The organism is Pseudomonas chlororaphis, from assembly GCF_001921865.1.
Taxonomy (GTDB): Bacteria; Pseudomonadota; Gammaproteobacteria; order Pseudomonadales; family Pseudomonadaceae; genus Aquipseudomonas; species Aquipseudomonas chlororaphis_D.
Window position 1 is genome coordinate 1 of sequence record NZ_MSCT01000018.1, and the last position, 18,443, is coordinate 18,443.

18 protein-coding genes and 2 pseudogenes are annotated in these 18,443 nt (G+C 63.9%); 13 read left to right on the plus strand and 7 right to left on the minus strand.

All coding sequences use genetic code 11. From position 1 onward, the window contains the following. Nucleotides 1-299 (plus strand): annotated as a pseudogene (locus BTN82_RS18915) (LysR family transcriptional regulator); the annotation flags it as partial. Nucleotides 300-305: 6 nt separating this feature from the next. Here the strand turns inward: BTN82_RS18915 and BTN82_RS18920 are convergent. Next, nucleotides 306-1,460, minus strand: coding sequence for an MFS transporter (locus BTN82_RS18920; RefSeq protein ID WP_075120635.1), 1,155 nt, complete (start codon nucleotides 1,458-1,460; stop codon nucleotides 306-308). Between the two features lie 282 nt (nucleotides 1,461-1,742). Between BTN82_RS18920 and sstT the strand changes: the two genes are divergently transcribed. After that, entirely contained in the window at nucleotides 1,743-2,975 is a 1,233-nt protein-coding gene (gene sstT, locus BTN82_RS18925; RefSeq protein WP_075120636.1) for a serine/threonine transporter SstT, read from the plus strand. A gap of 112 nt (nucleotides 2,976-3,087) precedes the next feature. On the opposite strand, the gene BTN82_RS18930 is transcribed toward sstT, so the two are convergent. Next, on the minus strand, nucleotides 3,088-3,597 hold the full coding sequence (locus BTN82_RS18930) for a DUF1993 family protein (protein ID WP_053261899.1): 510 nt from the start codon (nucleotides 3,595-3,597) through the stop codon (nucleotides 3,088-3,090). Between the two features lie 137 nt (nucleotides 3,598-3,734). Here BTN82_RS18930 and BTN82_RS18935 point away from each other — a divergent pair, with 137 nt between their 5' ends. Then, complete coding sequence (locus tag BTN82_RS18935; RefSeq protein ID WP_075120637.1) at nucleotides 3,735-4,379, plus strand: YceH family protein; 645 nt, start codon at nucleotides 3,735-3,737, stop codon at nucleotides 4,377-4,379. 75 nt (nucleotides 4,380-4,454) lie between these two features. Here the strand turns inward: BTN82_RS18935 and BTN82_RS18940 are convergent, their stop codons facing one another. After that, complete coding sequence (locus BTN82_RS18940) at nucleotides 4,455-4,973, minus strand: cupin domain-containing protein (protein ID WP_075120638.1); 519 nt, start codon at nucleotides 4,971-4,973, stop codon at nucleotides 4,455-4,457. Nucleotides 4,974-5,076: 103 nt separating this feature from the next. Continuing rightward, complete coding sequence (locus BTN82_RS18945; protein WP_075120639.1) at nucleotides 5,077-5,895, minus strand: shikimate 5-dehydrogenase; 819 nt, start codon at nucleotides 5,893-5,895, stop codon at nucleotides 5,077-5,079. Nucleotides 5,896-6,150: 255 nt separating this feature from the next. Between BTN82_RS18945 and BTN82_RS18950 the strand changes: the two genes are divergently transcribed. From BTN82_RS18950 to BTN82_RS18995, 10 genes are all read left to right on the plus strand, one after another. Then, nucleotides 6,151-6,504 (plus strand): hypothetical protein, encoded by a 354-nt coding sequence (locus BTN82_RS18950; protein WP_075120640.1) that lies wholly within the window; start codon nucleotides 6,151-6,153, stop codon nucleotides 6,502-6,504. Between the two features lie 245 nt (nucleotides 6,505-6,749). Continuing rightward, nucleotides 6,750-6,944, plus strand: coding sequence for a hypothetical protein (locus BTN82_RS18955; RefSeq protein WP_075120641.1), 195 nt, complete (start codon nucleotides 6,750-6,752; stop codon nucleotides 6,942-6,944). Nucleotides 6,945-7,057: 113 nt separating this feature from the next. Beyond that, complete coding sequence (locus tag BTN82_RS18960) at nucleotides 7,058-7,240, plus strand: hypothetical protein (protein ID WP_075120642.1); 183 nt, start codon at nucleotides 7,058-7,060, stop codon at nucleotides 7,238-7,240. A 297-nt stretch (nucleotides 7,241-7,537) separates the two neighbouring features. Continuing rightward, the gene (gene yegQ, locus BTN82_RS18965) at nucleotides 7,538-8,875 is read left to right on the plus strand and encodes a tRNA 5-hydroxyuridine modification protein YegQ (protein WP_075120854.1); all 1,338 of its coding nucleotides are present in this window, start codon (nucleotides 7,538-7,540) and stop codon (nucleotides 8,873-8,875) included. Between the two features lie 307 nt (nucleotides 8,876-9,182). Beyond that, entirely contained in the window at nucleotides 9,183-9,959 is a 777-nt protein-coding gene (locus BTN82_RS18970; protein WP_075120643.1) for an ABC transporter substrate-binding protein, read from the plus strand. A gap of 89 nt (nucleotides 9,960-10,048) precedes the next feature. Beyond that, nucleotides 10,049-10,738, plus strand: a complete 690-nt coding sequence (locus BTN82_RS18975) for an ABC transporter permease (RefSeq protein WP_075120644.1) — start codon at nucleotides 10,049-10,051, stop codon at nucleotides 10,736-10,738. Between the two features lie 14 nt (nucleotides 10,739-10,752). Next, the gene (locus tag BTN82_RS18980; protein WP_410002831.1) at nucleotides 10,753-11,448 is read left to right on the plus strand and encodes an ABC transporter permease; all 696 of its coding nucleotides are present in this window, start codon (nucleotides 10,753-10,755) and stop codon (nucleotides 11,446-11,448) included. 9 nt (nucleotides 11,449-11,457) lie between these two features. Then, nucleotides 11,458-12,570, plus strand: coding sequence for a succinylglutamate desuccinylase/aspartoacylase family protein (locus BTN82_RS18985; protein WP_075120646.1), 1,113 nt, complete (start codon nucleotides 11,458-11,460; stop codon nucleotides 12,568-12,570). Between the two features lie 18 nt (nucleotides 12,571-12,588). Continuing rightward, nucleotides 12,589-13,353, plus strand: coding sequence for an ABC transporter ATP-binding protein (locus BTN82_RS18990; RefSeq protein WP_075120647.1), 765 nt, complete (start codon nucleotides 12,589-12,591; stop codon nucleotides 13,351-13,353). A 106-nt stretch (nucleotides 13,354-13,459) separates the two neighbouring features. Then, the gene (locus BTN82_RS18995; protein ID WP_075120648.1) at nucleotides 13,460-14,368 is read left to right on the plus strand and encodes a MurR/RpiR family transcriptional regulator; all 909 of its coding nucleotides are present in this window, start codon (nucleotides 13,460-13,462) and stop codon (nucleotides 14,366-14,368) included. A gap of 112 nt (nucleotides 14,369-14,480) precedes the next feature. Here BTN82_RS18995 and BTN82_RS31910 read toward each other — a convergent pair whose 3' ends face one another. The 3 genes and pseudogenes from BTN82_RS31910 to BTN82_RS19005 all read right to left on the minus strand — a co-directional run bounded on the left by BTN82_RS31910 (nucleotide 14,481) and on the right by BTN82_RS19005 (nucleotide 17,689). After that, nucleotides 14,481-15,302: a methyl-accepting chemotaxis protein gene (locus tag BTN82_RS31910; RefSeq protein WP_410002832.1), complete on the minus strand. Its 822-nt coding sequence runs from the start codon at nucleotides 15,300-15,302 to the stop codon at nucleotides 14,481-14,483. A 36-nt stretch (nucleotides 15,303-15,338) separates the two neighbouring features. Then, nucleotides 15,339-16,160 (minus strand): annotated as a pseudogene (locus BTN82_RS31915) (cache domain-containing protein); the annotation flags it as partial. Between the two features lie 212 nt (nucleotides 16,161-16,372). Next, nucleotides 16,373-17,689 carry a Na+/H+ antiporter family protein gene (locus tag BTN82_RS19005; RefSeq protein ID WP_186828424.1) on the minus strand — a complete coding sequence of 439 codons (1,317 nt, stop codon included), beginning with the start codon at nucleotides 17,687-17,689 and terminating at the stop codon, nucleotides 16,373-16,375. Nucleotides 17,690-18,443 lie beyond the last annotated feature (754 nt).

The window sequence follows — 18,443 nt, forward strand, 5'->3', positions numbered from 1 at the left end:
TGCGCAGCCGCCTGCTGCGCTGGCTCGCCGAGCAGCAGATACAACCGAGGATCATCGGCGAGTTCGACGACAGCGCCTTGATGCAGGCATTCGGCCAGTCCGGCAGCGGGATCTTTATCGGTCCCAGCGTGATCGCCGACGAAGTGCGGCGCCAGTACGGCGTGCAACTGATCGGCCAGACCGATGCGGTCAGCGAGTCGTTCTACGCCATTTCGGTGGAGCGCAAGGTCAAGCACCCGGGCATCGTGGCAATCACCGAAGGCGCCCGCCGCGAGCTGTTCACCGCGATGGGCGCCTGAGGGGCGTCAGGCGCAGCGAGCCTGGGGCTTGAGGGTCATCAACAGCAGCGCCAGGAGGACCGACACCAGGATGAAGCCCGCGGCGGCAAAGCCCAGGCTGCCCAACCCCAGGGTGTCGATCACCCGGCCGCCGACCATGGCGCCCAGGCCGATCCCCAGGTTTGCTCCGGCGATGTTCAGTGACGCGGCGAACGCCGGCGCTTCAGGCGCGGCCTTGATCAGGCGGACATGGCTGACCAGGAACAGCGCCGCCTGGGTCACGCCCCAGATGCCCATGGCCGCGGCCAGCCCCAGCGGCGAGTGAATGCTCGGCACCAGCGCCACCATGCCGCCGATCATCAGGGTGCAGAACCCCATGGACGCCAGCAACGGGTGGCGGTCCACCGCCCGGCCGCCCAGCGAGTTGCCGATCAGCCCTACCGCGCCGAAGCCCATCAGGCACCAGCCGACCAGCGTGCCGTTGAATCCGGCCAGGCGCTCGAGGATATCCGCCAAGTAGGTGTAGGCCGTGAACATGCCGCTGAACACCAGGATCGACAGCAACACGTGCCCGAGCATCAGCGGGCTGCGCAAGATGGCGAACTGCGAGCGCAGGCTGGCCTGCTCGTTGTGCACCCGGGTTTGCGGCAGGTAGATGTACAGCAGCAGTGCCTTGGCAAAGGCCACCAGCGCCAGGATGGCGAATGCGCTGCGCCAGCCGAAGGCATCGGAAATCAGGGTGCCCACCGGAATCCCGAATACCGTCGCGCAGACGATGCCGAAGCCGATCTTGGCGATGGCCCGGCCGGCATAGTCCGGGCCGACGATATCCACCGCGGTTTCGCTGGCCAGGGCCCAGAACACCGGCAACCCCAGCGCCGGAATCAGGCGCGCCACGGCCATCACCCAGATGTTCGGCGCCAGGGCCGCCAGGGTGTTGGCCAGGCCGAATATCACCAGCACGCAAATGAATAGCCGCTTGCGCTGGAAGCGGGCGAAATAGGCGGTCAGGAACGGCCCGAACGCCGCTACGGTGAAGGCGAACAGCGTCACCAGCAAGCCGGCCTGGGGCACGCTGACGTGCAGGTCGCGAGCAATCGAGGGCAGCAAGCCGACAATGATGAACTCCGTCGTCAGCACGGTAAAACCGGCAGCCGACAACAGCAGGATGGGCAACAGCATGGAAAACTCCGGAAACGACGACATCAGCGATGGCCACGAGGCCCGCTGACAGGAGATGAAAAGAGGATGGCAAATCCTAACAGAATGTGTCCGGCCATGGGTGGGTCGCGACGAAAAAACCGCTCAACCCCTTAACATTGCCGGTGGCGGATCGTCACATCCGTGCAGGAACCCCGTGTGATAAAGTCCGCCCCCTGCCGCACCATCCACTACCTTCAGTAATTCGTCAGCGCCGTGTCCTTGTGCGACGCCGCGTCTATTAAAAAAATCAGAGATACCGCTATGACTGCTTCGCCCCCGTCGCTCCTGGAAAAACTCAAACGCACCAGCCTGGTCACGCAGATCGTCATCGGCCTGGTCGCCGGTATCGCCCTGGCGCTGTTCGCCCCCGAACTGGCGAAAGACACCGCCTTTATCGGCAAGGTCTTCGTCTCGGCGCTCAAAGCCGTCGCGCCGATTCTGGTGTTCGTGCTGGTGATGGCCTCCATCGCCAACCACAAGCACGGCCAGGAAACCCATATCCGCCCGATCCTCTGGCTCTACCTGCTGGGCACCTTCGCCGCGGCGGTGGTCGCGGTGATCGCCAGCAGCCTGTTCCCTTCCTCGCTGGTGCTGAGCACCCACGACGTCGCCATCTCCGCCCCCGGCGGCATCAGCGAAGTCCTGCAAAGCCTGCTGTTGAGCGTGGTGGACAACCCGGTCAGCGCACTGATGAACGCCAACTTCATCGGCATCCTGGCCTGGGCCATCGGCATGGGCGTGGCGATCCGTCATGCCGGCGAGACCACCCGCACCGTGCTGGACGACTTGTCCAATGGCGTGACCCTGATCGTGCGGGTGGTGATCCGCTTCGCCCCGCTGGGCATCTTCGGCCTGGTGGCCTCGACCCTGGCCACCTCCGGCTTCGGCGCCCTGCTCGGTTACATGCACCTGCTGGCGGTGCTGATCGGCTGCATGCTGTTCGTCGCGCTGGTGATGAACCCGTTGATCGTGTTCTGGAAGATCCGCCGCAACCCGTTCCCGCTGGTGCTCATGTGCCTGCGCGAAAGCGGCATCACGGCCTTCTTCACCCGCAGCTCGGCGGCCAACATTCCGGTCAACCTGGAACTGAGCAAGCGCCTGGGCCTGCATGAAGACACCTATTCGGTATCGATCCCGCTGGGGGCCACCATCAACATGGCCGGCGCCGCCATCACCATCACCGTGCTGACCCTGGCCGCCGTGCATACCCTGGGCATCGCCGTCGACCTGCCGACCGCCGTGCTGCTCAGCGTGGTCGCGGCTATCTGCGCCTGCGGCGCTTCCGGCGTGGCCGGCGGTTCGCTGCTGCTGATTCCACTGGCGTGCAGCCTGTTCGGCATCCCCAGCGAAATCGCCATGCAGGTGGTCGCGGTCGGTTTCATCATCGGCGTACTGCAGGACTCGGCGGAAACCGCGCTGAACTCCTCCACCGACGTGCTGTTCACCGCCGCCGCGTGCATGGCCCAAGAAGAAAAGGCCCAGCAGGCCGCCTGATCGCTGCAAGCTGCGCGCAAGAAAAAGCCCGGCCAGGTTCACCTGGCCGGGCTTTTTTATCTGCCGGGTTTACGCCCGGCTTTTCAGGACACAGCTGTCCGGGAAACGCCTGTCAGAAGGCGCCCATGTAGTCGCGCTTGCCGATTTCCACGCCATTGTGGCGCAGGATCGCGTAGGTGGTGGTGACGTGGAAGAAGAACTGCGGCAGGCCATAGGTCAGCAGGTAGGACTGGCCGCTGAAGCGCTTCTCTTTCGGGGTGCCCGGGCGGGTCACGATCTCGATGCCTTCCTTGCCATCGATCTGCGCCGGCTGGATACCGTCGATAAACGCCAGCACCTTGGCCAGCAACGCTTGCAGCTCGGCGAAGGTGGTTTCGCTGTCGTCGTATTTCGGCAGTTCGACTTCCGCCAGGCGCGCGGAAACGCCCTTGGCGAAATCCACGGCGATCTGTACCTGGCGGATCAGCGGGAACATGTCCGGGTACAGGCGAGCCTGCAGGAAAGCGTTCGGGTCGATATTCTTCGCCGTGGCGTGAGCTTCGGCCTTGTTCAGGACATCGCTCAGGGCATTGAGCATTTGCTTGAAGACAGGAACGGAGGCGGCGTACAGGGAAATGGTCATGAGGGTCTCGACAGGCTGACGGAAAAAAGCGGAAACAAAGGTGGCGCGATTATAGACCGGCTTGGTGCCCTGGGGCGGCTTGTCTTTTATCCAGCAAGGATTAGGCTAGTCGCCTTCGACAGCATAGGGAACGCGCGATGAGCATCGAGCAAGAACACTCCAGCGAACGACTGACCGGCACCGAGCTGCGCATCCTCGGCTCGCTGATCGAGAAACAGGCCACCAGCCCGGAAACCTATCCGCTGACCCTCAACGCGCTGGTCATCGCCTGCAACCAGAAAACCAGCCGCGAACCGGTGATGAACCTCACCCAGGGCCAGGTCGGCCAGAGCCTGCGGGCCCTGGAGAACCGCGGCTTCGCCCGCCTGGTGATGGGCAGCCGCGCCGACCGCTGGGAGCATCGCCTGGACAAGGTGCTGGAACTGGTGCCGGCCCAGGTGACGCTGATTGGCCTGCTGTTCTTGCGCGGCCCGCAGACCGTCAACGAACTGCTGACCCGCAGCGGCCGCATGCACGACTTCGAAGACAGCGAACAAGTGGTGCATCAACTGGAGCGCCTGATCGCCCGCGAGCTGGCGCTGTTGATTCCACGTCAGGCCGGCCAGCGGGAAGACCGCTACATGCATGCCCTGGGCGACCCGGCGGATATCGAGGCGATCCTCGCCGCCCGGCAGAACCCGGTAGAGCGCAGTTCCGCCAGCGGCGTGTCCGCCGAGCGCATCGAGGAACTGGAAGCCCGCATCGCCGCCCTCGAAGAACGCCTGGCGAAGCTCGAAGGCTGATCGCCCCGGAACTGGGGCAGCGCCTTGTAGCCGCTGCCCCAGGTTGCGATCGAAGCTGAGTCGCAGAGATGCCGCCTACTCCCCCTCCCAGTAATCCACCCCATCCGTATGCCGCGCCACTGCGACGAACCCTGACGCCTTGCCTTGGTCGTCGATCTGGAAATCCTTCATCACCACGTATTTGCCAGAATCCGGATACTCACAGATCTCCGGCGCCTCCTGGGTGCTAACCGCCAGATACCGCAGTTCGCCCTGGCTGTTGTTGATGATCTGGTGCGCCGTGTCCATATCGCCCGGCGGGCAGGCGATCACGTCGCCGGCGCGGATGGCGAAACGCTCGGCACCGAGGCGAATCTCGCCCTCGCCCGCGACTATGTAGAACATCTCCTCGTTGACGCGATGGTTATGAAAGGGACTGGCACGCATCCCCGGGCCCAGAGCAATCAGCCGGTAGCCGAGTTTCCGGGCGCCCAGTTGCTGGCCAATACGGGCGATGCGCTGTTGATAACGGCCGGCAGTGTCGCCGGTTGGGGCAAGCGCTTCAGGCAGCGGCTGAAGGTCCGCCTGATCCAGATTGAGAATGGCAGGTGGCATACAGACCTCGATCACGGTGACAGGAAACAAGGGCAAGTCTTTGCTTGCTGGCGACCAGTATAGGCAGGGTTCCATCCGCCCAACCTGCCCTTGTCAACTCCGCTCAAGCCCTGGCGAAGGCCACCGCCTGCTGGAACTGCTCCGCGCTGGGGCGCACGCCGGTGTACAGCACGAACTGCTCCAGCGCCTGGATGGCGATCACTTCCAGGCCGCTGATCACCTGCTTGCCTTCGGCCCGGGCGCGCTGGATCAACGGGGTTTCCACGGGGATCGCGACCACGTCGAACACCGTGCGCGCGGCCTCGATCGCCTCGGCCGGGAACGCCAGCTGGTCGGCTTCCGCGCCGCCGCTCATGCCAATCGGGGTGACGTTGATCAGCATCTGCGGGCGCAGCTCGCCCAGTTCCGCCTGCCAGACATAACCCAGGGACTCGGCCAGCGCCTGCCCCGCCCCGGCATTGCGCGCGACGATCACCCCATCGCGGTAACCGCCGTCGCGCAGGGCGCTGGCTACCGCCTTGGCCATGCCGCCGCTGCCGCGCAGGGCGAAGCGGGTGTCCTTGGGGATCCTGTGGCTGTCGAGCAACTGGGCGACGGCAATGTAGTCAGTGTTGTAGGCCTTGAGGTGGCCGTTGGTGTTGACGATGGTGTTGATCGACTGGATTGCGCTGGCCGAGGCATCCAGTTCGTCCACCAGGGCAATGCAGGCCTCCTTGAACGGCATGGACACGCCGCAGCCGCGAATGCCCAGGGCGCGGATCCCGCCCACGGCGCCTGGCAGGTCCTGGCTGCTGAAGGCCTTGTAGTAAAAATTCAACCCCAACTGCTCGTACAGATGGTTATGAAAGCGCAGGCCGAAATTCCCCGGACGCCCTGACAGCGACATGCACAACTGGGTGTCTTTATTGGGGTTCATCTGCATGTGGATCTCCTTGCAAGGCACTTTCGGATGGGCGGGATTAGCCAGCTCCCGGGTTCTGCCCGATCATGTCGACGCGACCTGAAAAACAGGCCCGCCGCGCCACGGGCTCGGGTAAAGAAACCGGTACACGACCTTACACAAAATTTACCCAGCGGCTGTGCAGTTTTTCAGGGAAACGCTGTCTTAGAAGTATCCCCGCGACAGTCCTCGTTTCTATTGCAGAACGAGCGCTGGGGTCGGAACCGAGGAATAGCCATGATTCGTAAAATCCCCAAGATAGCCTTGCTCATTGGTGCACTCGCTGTCGCCGGTCAAGCGTCCGCCCACGGTGGTGGTTGGGGTGGGCCGGCGGTGTTCGGTGCCGTGGTCGGCGCCGCGGTAGTGGGTTCGGTCATCGCCAACCAGAGCCGTCCGGTGTACGTGCAGCAACCGGTCTATGTTCAACCGCAGCCGGTGTATGCCGCGCCGCCACCGGTCTACTACCCGCCGCAACCGGTGTACGTGGAAGCTCCACCGGTCTACTACCGCCCGGCTCCGGTCTACTACGGTCCGCCTCGCGGCTATTACGGCCCGCCGCGCCATTACTATTACGGTCCTGGCCGCTGGTAAGCCAGGTGCCTGCCCAACAAGCCCCGCCCTTGCCAGCGGGGCTTGTTGCATTTTGCCATCACCCAAACGTCTGAATAAATCTCGCAAAGGTCGCTGCCGGAACAGTTTTTGCGTTTCAATCCGGCAATAGTAGTGACAGCGGCAGCCCGAGCGCGCAGGTCCACGGCTGTCATATTTATGTCATTTCAGGTCCGCAAGATCGGATCTGTCCATAAAACGGCCCGATAACAACAAGGACGATTCCCATGCCGACACAGAACCCCCACCACTCCCCCACCCTGGGAACCGCCAGCAAGGTGTACAGCGCCCTGACCGAGCTCAAGCACCTGGAAGGCCATCGCAATGCCAAGTTCCTGGCCCTGCTGGCCGAGCACCTGGTGCGCAAGGGCCTGCTGCATGACCCGGAAGTGGTCCATATGCTCGATCAAGTCGTCGACTGAATGGGCCATCGGGCTTTTTCGGCCCGATCAATGTCCACTATCGAGCGCGTTGATTTTTCGCAGCACCTGGCGATCCGTAAGGTAGCTCCATAGATCGATGGAGGTACCTACTCATGCCCAAGGTTCAGATCATGTCCGTTATCGGCAGCGCCGTTCCCGCTTCGCTCAGGGAGCTGGGCTTGCTGGCCTGCTGGTATCTGGTGCGCGACGGCGAGCCGGTCAGCGGCCCGCTCACCTCGTTGACCGCCGCCCAGGCCCTGTCGCAGAAGCTGGAGCGCCCATTGCTGCGCGCCTAAGGCAACGGCCGTCGGGCCCGCGGCCAAATCGCGACGAACAGCGCCCGGTTCGACACTCTGTAGTAGAAAGGCAACAGGATCCAGATAAGCACGACGGCCAGCAAAAGCCGCAGGCGCTTGTTTTGCACCGCATTCTGGTTCGGGTCCGCGCCATGTCGTCAAGGCGTCGCGAAGCACTTAAGGTCTTGGTCCCTGCGTGTGCCGAGTGCCCTGTTTTATTCGCCGGCATAGATCCAGGTCAATGAAGCCCGCCGCCCCTGGGCTTACCCTCGCGCTCTTTTGCCGCCGACCCTTGCCATGACGCCCCTCGCCCGCCCCGAACTGCTCGCCCCCGCCGGCACCCTGAAAAACATGCGCTACGCCTTCGCCTACGGCGCCGACGCGGTATACGCCGGCCAGCCGCGCTACAGCCTGCGGGTGCGCAACAACGAATTCGACCACGCCAACCTGGCCCTCGGCATCCGCGAGGCCCAAGCCCAGGGCAAGCGCTTCTATGTGGTGGTCAACATCGCCCCGCACAACGCCAAGCTCAAGACCTTCCTCAAGGACCTGGCGCCGGTGATCGCAATGGCCCCGGACGCGCTGATCATGTCCGACCCGGGGCTGATCATGCTGGTACGCCGGCACTTCCCCCGGATGCCGATCCACCTGTCGGTGCAGGCCAACACCGTGAACTGGGCCAGCGTCGAGTTCTGGCAGTTGCAAGGCCTGAGCCGGATCATCCTGTCCCGCGAGCTGTCCCTGGAGGAGATCGAGGAGATCCGCCAGCAAGTGCCGGGCATGGAGCTGGAAGTGTTCGTCCACGGCGCCCTGTGCATGGCCTATTCCGGGCGCTGCCTGCTGTCGGGGTACATGAACAAGCGCGACGCCAACCAGGGCACCTGCACCAACGCCTGTCGCTGGAAATACCAGGCCCAGGAAGCCACCGAGAACGTTGTCGGCGACATCGTCCAGGCATTCCAGCCGGAACCGACCCTCGGCCTGGGCGCGCCGACCGAGCAGGTGTTCCTGCTGCGCGAAGCCAACCGCCCGGACGAGGCGATGCCGGCCTTCGAGGACGAGCACGGCACCTACATCATGAACGCCAAGGACCTGCGCGCGGTGCAGCACGTCGGCCGCCTGACGCAGATGGGCGTGCACTCGCTGAAGATCGAGGGCCGCACCAAGTCGCACTTCTATTGCGCCCGTACCACCCAGGTCTATCGCCGGGCCATCGACGACGCGGCGGCCGGCCGCGCGTTCGACCGCAGCCTGATGAGCGACCTGGAATCCCTGGCCCAGCGCGGCTACACCGAAGGTTTCCTGCGCCGCCATGTGCACGACGAATACCAGAACTACCAGAACGGCAGCTCGGTGTCGGAGCGCCAGCAGTTCGTCGGCGAACTCACCGGCGAGCGCCGTGACCGCCTGGCCGAGGTGAAGGTGAAGAACCGCTTTGCCCTGGGCGACCACATGGAATTGATGACCCCCAAGGGCAATTTCCACTTCGACCTGCACCAGTTGCAGAACGTGCGCGGCGAGCCGATCGAGGTCGCGCCGGGGGACGGGCACACGGTGTACCTGCCGATCCCGGACGCGGTGGACCTGCGGTTCGCCTTGCTGATGCGCGACGTCACGCCGAATAGCGCGGGGTAATCCCGGTCGACATGGCGTCTTGCCTGGCGCCATCGCAGGCCAGCCCCACGCCTGCCAGAACAATCGGTCCGCGATCACCCTGACATAACAACCCCGAATACCAACCCGCGAAGCCCTCCGCCGCGTCAGTGTCGACCGACACCGTCGGGCTTTTGCACGCCCCGAATTGACATTATTATTTTCAGAATATAGATTTATGAAATAATACATGTCATTTATAGCCTCGCACCCATCACCAGGACTGAAGCATCCGGCCAGCGCGGACGGCCCGCACCACCCCAATGCCCACCCCCAAGGAGTCAACAAGATGAACAAGACAGAACTTCTAGGTGTTCTGGCGCTATGCGCCGCAAGCTTCCTGGCCCACGCCGACGACGACAGCCTGCGTATCGGTATCGAAGCCGCCTACCCGCCTTTCTCCTTCAAGACACCGGAGGGCAACGTCAGCGGCTTCGACTACGACATCGGCAACGCCCTGTGCGAAGAGATGAAGGTGAAATGCGAGTGGGTCATCCAGGAATTCGACGGCATGATTCCTTCACTGAAAGTGCGCAAGATCGATGCCGTGTTGTCGTCGATGTCGATTACCGAAGACCGGTTGAAGTCGGTCGACTTCAGTCAGAAGTACTACCACACGCCGGGTAAGTTCGCGATGAAGGCCGGCAACGTGCTCAACGATCCGCGGGTCGACCTCAAGGGCAAGAAAGTCGGTGTGCAGCGTGCCTCGACCTATGACCGCTTCGCCACCGAGCAGTTGGCGGATGCCGGGGTCGAGGTGGTGCGCTACGCCTCGCAGAACGAAGCCTTCCTCGATCTCGCCGCAGGGCGCCTGGACGCCACCCTCGCCGACATCGTCAATACCGACGAGAGCTTTATCAAGACAGCGGCGGGCAAAGGTTTCGCCCTGGTCGGACCGGATATCACCGACCCGAACTATTTCGGCCGGGGCGCCGGGATCGCCGTGCGCAAGGGCGACAGCGCCAACGTCGCCCGCCTGAATGCAGCGATCGACGCCATTCGCGCCAACGGCAAGTACCAGCAGGTCATGGCCCGTTACTTCGCGTTCGATATCTACGGCAAATAAGCCTTGTCCATCGCCCAGGCACCGCCTCGTCGCGGTGCCGCTTCGGGCCTGTTTTGCGCCTGCGCGGCGCTCGCTTGAGGAACTTCATCATGCTCCACGGCTACGGATCGAGCATTCTCGATGGTGCCTGGCTGACCATTCACCTGGCCCTGACCTCCATGGCCCTGGCCATTGTCCTGGGCCTGATCGGCGCGGCCTTTCGCCTGTCGCCGCTCAGATGGCTGGCGCTGCTGGGCGAGGGTTACACCACCCTGATCCGCGGGATCCCCGACCTGGTACTGATCCTGCTGATCTTCTATGGCGGCCAGGATCTGGTGAACCGCATCGCCCTGGCACTCGGTTACACCCGCTACCTGGACATCAACCCCTTTATCGCCGGCGTCTGCACCATGGGCTTCATTTTCGGTGCCTACCTCTCGGAAACCTTCCGCGGCGCCTTCATGGCGATCCCCAAGGGCCAGGCCGAGGCCGGCGTGGCCTATGGAATGCGGGGCACGCAGGTGTTCTGGCGAATCCTGGTGCCACAGATGATCCGCTTCGCCATTCCCGGCTTCACCAACAACTGGCTGGTGCTGACCAAGTCCACCGCGCTGATCTCGGTGATCGGCCTGCAGGACATGATGTTCAAGGCCAAGAACGCCGCGGACGCCACCCATGAGCCTTTCACCTTCTTTCTCGCCGTGGCGGCGTTGTACCTGCTGCTGACCAGCCTGTCGCTGCTGGTGCTGCGCTACCTGGAAAAACACTACTCGGTCGGCATCAAAGCCGCCGAACTGTGATTGGAGTCTCCGTGATGCTCGACTACCACCTGATCTGGGACAACCTGCCGCTGTACTTCGGCGGCGTCCTGGTGACCTTGAAAGTGCTGCTGGTTTCCCTGGCCTGCGGCCTGGCGCTGGCCGTCCCCGTGGCCCTGATGCGAGTGTCGCGCTCGCCGCTGCTCAACGTCCCGGCCTGGCTCTACACCTACGTGATCCGCGGAACGCCGATGCTGGTGCAGCTGTTCCTGATCTATTACGGCCTGGCCCAGTTCGAGGCGGTCCGCCAGAGTGCGCTCTGGCCCTACCTCTCCAGCGCGACCTTCTGTGCCTGCCTGGCTTTCGCGCTCAACACCGGTGCCTATAGCGCCGAATTGCTGGCCGGTAGCCTGAAGTCCACTGCCCATGGCGAGATCGAAGCCGCCCGGGCCATGGGCATGTCGCGCAGCACCCTGTACCGGCGAATTCTCTTGCCATCGGCCTTGCGCCGGGCGCTGCCGCAGTACAGCAACGAAGTCCTGATGATGCTGCAGACCACCAGCCTGGCGTCCATCGTCACCCTGGTCGATATCACGGGGGCCGCGCGCACTGTCAGCTCGCGGTTCTACCTGCCGTTCGAGGCGTTCATCACCGCCGGGCTCATCTATCTGGTCCTGACCTTCATTCTGGTGCGCCTGTTCAAGCTGGCCGAACGCCGCTGGCTGGCGTACCAGGCGCCGCGCAAGCACTGAGGAGTTGTTATGGAACACATTCAATACCGTTTGCCATGGAGCGCCTCTGGCACCGAACGCCTGCTGTCGCTGTTCCGTTTTGGCAACGGGCCGCGCAAGGCCTATATCCAGGCCTCTTTGCATGCCGATGAACTGCCGGGCATGCGGGTGGCCGTCGAGCTCAAGCGCTGCCTGCTCGAACTGGAAGCCCAGGGCCGCCTGAACGGCACGATCGAACTGGTGCCGATCGCCAACCCGATCGGCATCGCCCAGATGTTCCAGGCGACCCACCAAGGCCGCTTCGAGTTCGGCAGCGGCAAGAACTTCAATCGCGATTTCCCGGAGTTGACCGACGCCATCGTGCCGTTACTCGCCGGACGCCTGGGCGATGATGCCGGCGCCAACGTCGCGCTCATCCGCCGCACCATGGGCGAAGCCCTCGAACAGCTGCCAGCGCCGGCATCGGAACTCGATGGCTTGCGCCGTCTGTTGTTGCAGCATGCCTGCGACGCCGACGTGGTGCTGGACCTGCACTGCGATTTCGAGTCGGTCATGCTGCTGTACGCCATGCCGCAGAACTGGCCACGTTTGCGCTCGCTGGCCGCCCGCTTGTACGCCGGGGTCGCCCTGCTGGCCGAAGCCGCGGGCGGCAGCGCCTTCGACGAAGCCTGCGCCAGCCCCTGGCTGCAACTGGCCGAGCATTTTCCAGAGGCCGACATTCCACTGGCATGCGTCGCCACCACCATCGAATTGCGCGGCATGGCGGACACCGAGCGCGAGCCCTGCATCGACAGCGCCCAGGCCATTCTCGGCTACCTCGCCGACCAGGGCCTGATCACCGGCGACTGGCCGCCAGAGCCGCCTTGCATCTGCGAAGCGACCCCCTTTGCCGGCGCGCAGTACGCCTACGCGCCGCACCCAGGGGTGGTGAGCTACCTGCAACCCCTGGGCGCGCGGGTCTCGGTCGGCGATCCGCTGTTCGAAGTCATCGACCCGCTGACCGATCGCCACAGCCTGGTCCAGGCCGCCACCGACGGCATCCTCTATGCCCGCGAACGCCTGCGCTTTGCCCAACCCGGTCTGTGGCTGGCCAAAGTGGCCGGCAATACCCCCATTCGCCAGGGTCGCTTGCTCAGCGACTGATTTCAGAGAATAGCCACCATGTACACACTTGAAATCCAGGATCTGCACAAAAGCTACGGCTCCCACCAAGTGCTCAAGGGCGTGTCCCTGCAAGCCAAAGCCGGCGACGTGATCAGCCTCATTGGCTCCAGCGGTTCGGGCAAGAGCACCTTCCTGCGTTGCATCAACCTGCTGGAGCAGCCCAGCGCGGGCAACATCGTGCTCAATGGCGAAGCCCTCAAACTGCGGGCCAACAAACACGGCGAACTCAAGGCGGCCGAACCCCGGCAGTTGCAACGCATGCGCTCGCAACTGTCGATGGTGTTCCAGCATTTCAACCTGTGGTCGCACATGACCGCCATCGAAAACATCATGGAAGCACCGGTGCATGTGCTGGGCGTGTCCAAGGCCGAAGCCCGGGAAAAAGCCGAGCACTACCTGGCCAAGGTCGGCGTGGCGCACCGCAAGGACGCCTGGCCGGCCCACATGTCCGGCGGCGAACAACAGCGCGTGGCAATCGCCAGGGCGCTGGCCATGGAGCCGGAAGTCATGCTGTTCGACGAACCGACCTCGGCCCTCGACCCCGAACTGGTCGGCGACGTGCTCAAGGTGATGCAGGACCTGGCGCGGGAAGGTCGCACCATGGTCGTGGTGACCCATGAAATGGGCTTTGCCCGCGAGGTATCGAACCAACTGGTGTTCCTGCACCAGGGCCTGGTCGAGGAACGCGGCGACCCGCGCGAAGTGCTGCTCAAGCCACAGTCCGAACGCCTGCGGCAATTTCTCGCCAACAACCTGAAATGACCCGCCCGCCCCCTGGATCGACGCTGCACGCCAGGGGGCGGCTTCAGATACACTTCCGACTGCCTTGTGCCCCCTTCCTCACCTCTCTGGAAATGTCGAGCCGGATATGCCGAGCCCAATGAAAGACACCACGGTCTATGCCGCTCCGGTGATGCGCAAACTGGCGGAAATCGTAACCGACCTGCCGCCCTCGCTGCGCAAGGTGGCGGATTTCATCCTGCGACATCCCTTGCGCGCGGCGACCCTGACCATCGAGGAGATGGCGCAGGCAACGTCGACCTCGGCGGCGGCGGTCAACCGCCTGGCCAAGACCCTGGACCTCGGTGGCTATACCGGAATGAAGACCGAGCTGGTGGCGACGCTGCAGCAAATGGTGTCTCCGGTCGACAAGCTGCGCAACGAACTGGCTCATCGTCCCGGCGGCGCCTTTGGCCTGCACGAGCAGATCCAGAGCGCCAGCAGCAACCTCGCCACCGCAGCGACCAACAACCATGCACAGACCTTCGATGCCTTCGTCACTCGCCTGACCCAGGCGCGCAAGATCTACATCCTGGGCTTCGGCAACAGTGTCTACTTCGCCGGTCTTGCCGCGTCGACCCTGATGCCCTTCTGTGCCGACGCCTGCGCCATCAGTATGGAAGGCGGCAACGAAAATGCCGCTTACCGGCTGGCGGCGATCACCGACCAGGATGTCTTGCTGGCAATCTCCCTGCCGCGCTACTCCCTGGATACCCTGCAACTGGCGCGGTTCGCCAATGAACGCGGAGCCTCGGTGCTGGCCATCACCGACTCACCCGCCTCGCCGCTGGCCGGCATCGCCGAACATGTGCTGTTCGCCCCTGCCGACCATCCGGTCATGACCAGTTCCAACATCGCCGTGCTGGCCCTGATCGAGGGGTTGGTGGCAGGTGTGATGGCGCGCAACAAGGAAGCCGTCAAGCTGGCCACCGAATTGACGGAAAGCGTGATGTCCTACCTGCATATCCCGGGGAGCGGTAAACCGCGAAAACAATAAGGTCGCGTTATTGGCAGGGTTGTGGGTGTGAGGCTACGGACGCCATCGCGAGCAAGCTCGCCCCTACAAACCCTGTAGGAGCGCACTTGCTCGCGATAGCCACCTCAATGGCTCAGATACGGAACTGCCCCACCAGCCTGCCCAGGTGCTGGCCGAGGTCCGCCAGGCTGCGCGAGGTCTGGGCGCCGAGCTGGGTCTGGTCGGCGACGCTGTCCACCGCTACCGCGATCTGATGCACGCTGCGGTTGATCTCCTCGGCCACCGCGGTCTGTTCTTCGGCGGCGCTGGCGATCTGCGCGTTCATCGAGTTGATGGTGCCGATCAACTGCGCCATGGCGTCCAGCGAGGCCCCGGCCTCGTTGGCCTGGTGCGAGGTGCCGTCGCCGGCATCGCTGGAGCGGCGCATGGCCTCCACGGCGGTGCGCGTGCCCTGTTGCAGGCGGTCGATCATGCCCTGGATTTCCTGGGTGCTCTGCTGGGTCCGGCTGGCCAGCGCCCGGACTTCGTCGGCCACGACCGCGAACCCACGCCCGGCTTCGCCGGCCCGCGCCGCCTCGATGGCGGCGTTGAGGGCCAGCAAGTTGGTCTGCTCGGCGATCGAACGGATCACGTCGAGCACGCTGACGATCGACGTCACGTCCTTCTGCAAGCTGTCCAGGGAGGTGCCGCTATTACGGATATCGCTGACCAGCGCATGGATCTGCTGGATGCTGCCGTCCACCACGCGCTTGGCCGCCTGGCCTTCCTCATCGGTCTGCTGCGCCGCCACCGCCGCGCCCTGGGCGCTGCGCGCGACTTCCTGGGCTGCCGAAGACATTTCGTTGATCGCCGTGGCCACCTGGTCGGTCTCGTGGCGCTGGCGCTCCATGGCTTGTTCGGAGCGCTGGGCCTGTTCCGAAACCTGGGCCACCAGGCCGGTCAACTGCCCGGTCATCTCGGTGATCTGCCGCACCAGGCTGTGGATCTTGTCGACGAAACGGTTGAAGGAGCCGGCCAGGTCGCCCAGTTCATCCTGGCTGGTGATGGCCAGGCGGCGAGTCAGGTCGCCCTCGCCGGCAGCGATATCGTCGAGGTTGATCTTCATCAGGTTCAGCGGCCGCAGGATGGTATTGGCCACCAACATGCCGATAGCGGCGATCACCAGCAGCACCACCCCGGCAATGCCAATGATGCTCAGGACCATGCCCTGCATGCGCTGGTTGACGCTGGCCTCGACCTCGGCCACCTGGGCGTCGATGCCGTCCAGGTTCACCGAGGAACCGATGACCATGTCCCACTTGGGCAGGTATTCGGTATACCCCAGCTTGGGCACCAGCACGTCGCTGCCCGGCTGGGTCGAGCTGTACTGCACGTAGTGGCTGCCGTCCTTGCCGACCTTGACCAGCTCGCGGTTGACGTACACGCCGTTGGGGTCGCGGTTGTCCTTGAAACTCTTGCCGACGCCGTCCGGGCTGTTGCCTTTGAACAGGCGCACGGTCTCGGAGTCGTAGCCGAAGAAGTAACCGTCCTTGCCGTAGGTGATGTTCGACAGCAGCTTCACCACTTGCGCGCGAGCCGCCGTATCGCCGGGCGCCGCCGCGTCGTAGAGCGGCTTGACGGTGCTCAGGGCGACTTCCACATAGCTTTGCAGGGTGGTCTTGGCCTCGCCGAGCAGGCGCTGGCGGGTCTCGTCCACTTCTTTGCGGGCTTGCTCCTTGAGCATGACGACCGTGGTCAGGCTGATCACCAGCGCGAACAACAGGACCGGGAGGACCGCGAGGGACAGGACTTTGCCCTTCAGACTTAGACGCATAGGAGGCTCACTCTCGATTTTGTTGGGCGTAGTACAGCCATTAACGGCACGCCGAATCAAAAGTTGAGCCTCGCCAGCGACGCGTTTAATCAGAAACTACGCATCGCCCGTGAGATTTTTCGCGAGCAAGCTGCGCTCCTACAAAAGCCTCAACTGTAGGAGCGCAGCTTGCTCGCGATGGGGACAACGCGGTGTAACTAAGACCCGCGCCCTCAGAGCACCATCGCCGCGACCCAGCCGAAGGCCAGCAGCGGCAGGTTGTAATGCAGGAAGGTCGGGACCACGGTGTCCCAGATATGGTGGTGCTGGCCATCGATGTTCAGGCCGGAGGTCGGGCCCAGGGTCGAGTCCGAGGCGGGCGAGCCGGCGTCGCCCAGGGCGCCGGCGGTGCCGACGATGCAGACGATCGCCAGCGGGCTGAAGCCCAGTTGCACGCACAGCGGCACGAAGATGGTCGCCAGGATCGGCACCGTGGAGAACGACGAACCGATGCCCATGGTCACCAGCAGCCCCACCAGCAACATCAACAAGGCGCCGACGGCTTTGCTGTGACCGATCCAGCTGGCCGAAGCCTCCACCAGGTTCTTCACTTCGCCGGTGGCCTTCATCACCTCGGCGAAACCCGCGGCGGCGATCATGATGAAGCCGATCATCGCCATCATCTTCATGCCTTCGGTGAACAGGTCGTCGGTCTCGCGCCAGCGCACGATGCCCGACACCGAGAAGATCAGGAAGCCGGACAGCGCGCCGATAATCATCGAGTCCAGGAGCAACTGGATGACGAAGGCCGCGACAATCGCCAGGCCCGCCACCAGCAGCGTGCGCGGGTTGTACTGCACCGTCACCTGCTCGACCTTTTCGATCAGCTCCAGGTCGTACACGCGTTTCTTGCGGTAGCTGACGAAGGCCAGCAACAGGCCGAAGACCATGCCCAGCGCCGGAATACCCATGGCGTGGGTGACGTTGATATTGCTTACGTCCACGCCGCTGCGGGCGACGTTGGCCAGCAGGATCTCGTTGAGGAAGATGTTGCCGAAGCCCACCGGCAGGAACATGTACGGCGTGATCAGGCCGAAGGTGATGACGCAGGCGATCAGCCGCCGATCCAGCTGCAATTTGCTCAGCACATACAACAGCGGCGGCACCAGCAGCGGAATGAACGCGATGTGGATCGGCAGGATGTTCTGCGAAGCGATCGCCACCACCCACAACAGGCCGATCAGCAGCCATTTGACGCTGCCGCCGCCGTGGCTGTCCTGGCGGTCGACCAGCAGCAGGATCTTGTCCGCCAGGGCGTGGGCCAGGCCGGACTTGGCGATCGCCACCGCGAAGGCGCCGAGCAAGGCGTAGGACAAGGCCACCGTCGCCCCGCCACCGAGGCCGTTGTTGAACGCCTTGAGCGTCGCCTCGATGCCCAGGCCGCCCGTCAAGCCGCCCACCAGCGCGCCGACGATCAGGGCGATCACCACATGCACGCGGGACAGGCTGAGGACCAGCATCACGCCGACCGCGGCAATTACTGCATTAATCATCGTTACCTCATGGCACGGCGGCACGAAAACGCCGCCAACAGAATGAGTCCGGCCAGAGGGCAACGACTGCCGACGCCGGATGGAAAAGGAGGGTCTTATTAGAGGGCGCGCACTTTGCAGCAGCGGGCGGCGCTTGTCAAAACCCAGGGTTGCGCCTGCGCCCTCTGTAGCCGCTGCCGAGCCCGCGAGGCTGCGCAAGACCCGCAGGGTCTGCGGCGTCTGCAAGATTGCTGCGAGCGTGCCGCTCGTACGCAGCCTCCGGCAGCGGCTACACCGATCGGGCAAGAGTCCGCAGTCCCTGTAGCCGCTGGCGCAGCCTGCGTTCGGCCGCGCAGCGGACGCCGGGTCTGAGGGTCGAGTCTTCCAGGCGAATCGCATTGCGTGCCTTTGCGAGTGCTGCGCACTCGATCGCAGGCTGCGCCAGCGGCTACAGAGAGCGGCATTCGAACAAGCGTTTAAAGAAAGCCGTTCATCGGCCGATACGGTGCAAAGTCTCAGATAAATATCGAATAAAGGACGCCTCCATGTCGCTCAGACAACTTTCCATCCAGTGGAAAATCACCTTGCTCGCCGGACTCTGCCTGGCCGGTATCGTGACATTGCTGGTCGGGCTTTCGCTGTACCGCATGGAGCACAGCTCCGAACTGGTGAAGGCCTCGAGCATGGAGATGCTCAACGAAGCCGCCCAGGCCCGCATCGAGGCCCAGGGCGAAGTCCAGGCGCTGGGGATTCGCCAGCAGTTCATGGACGC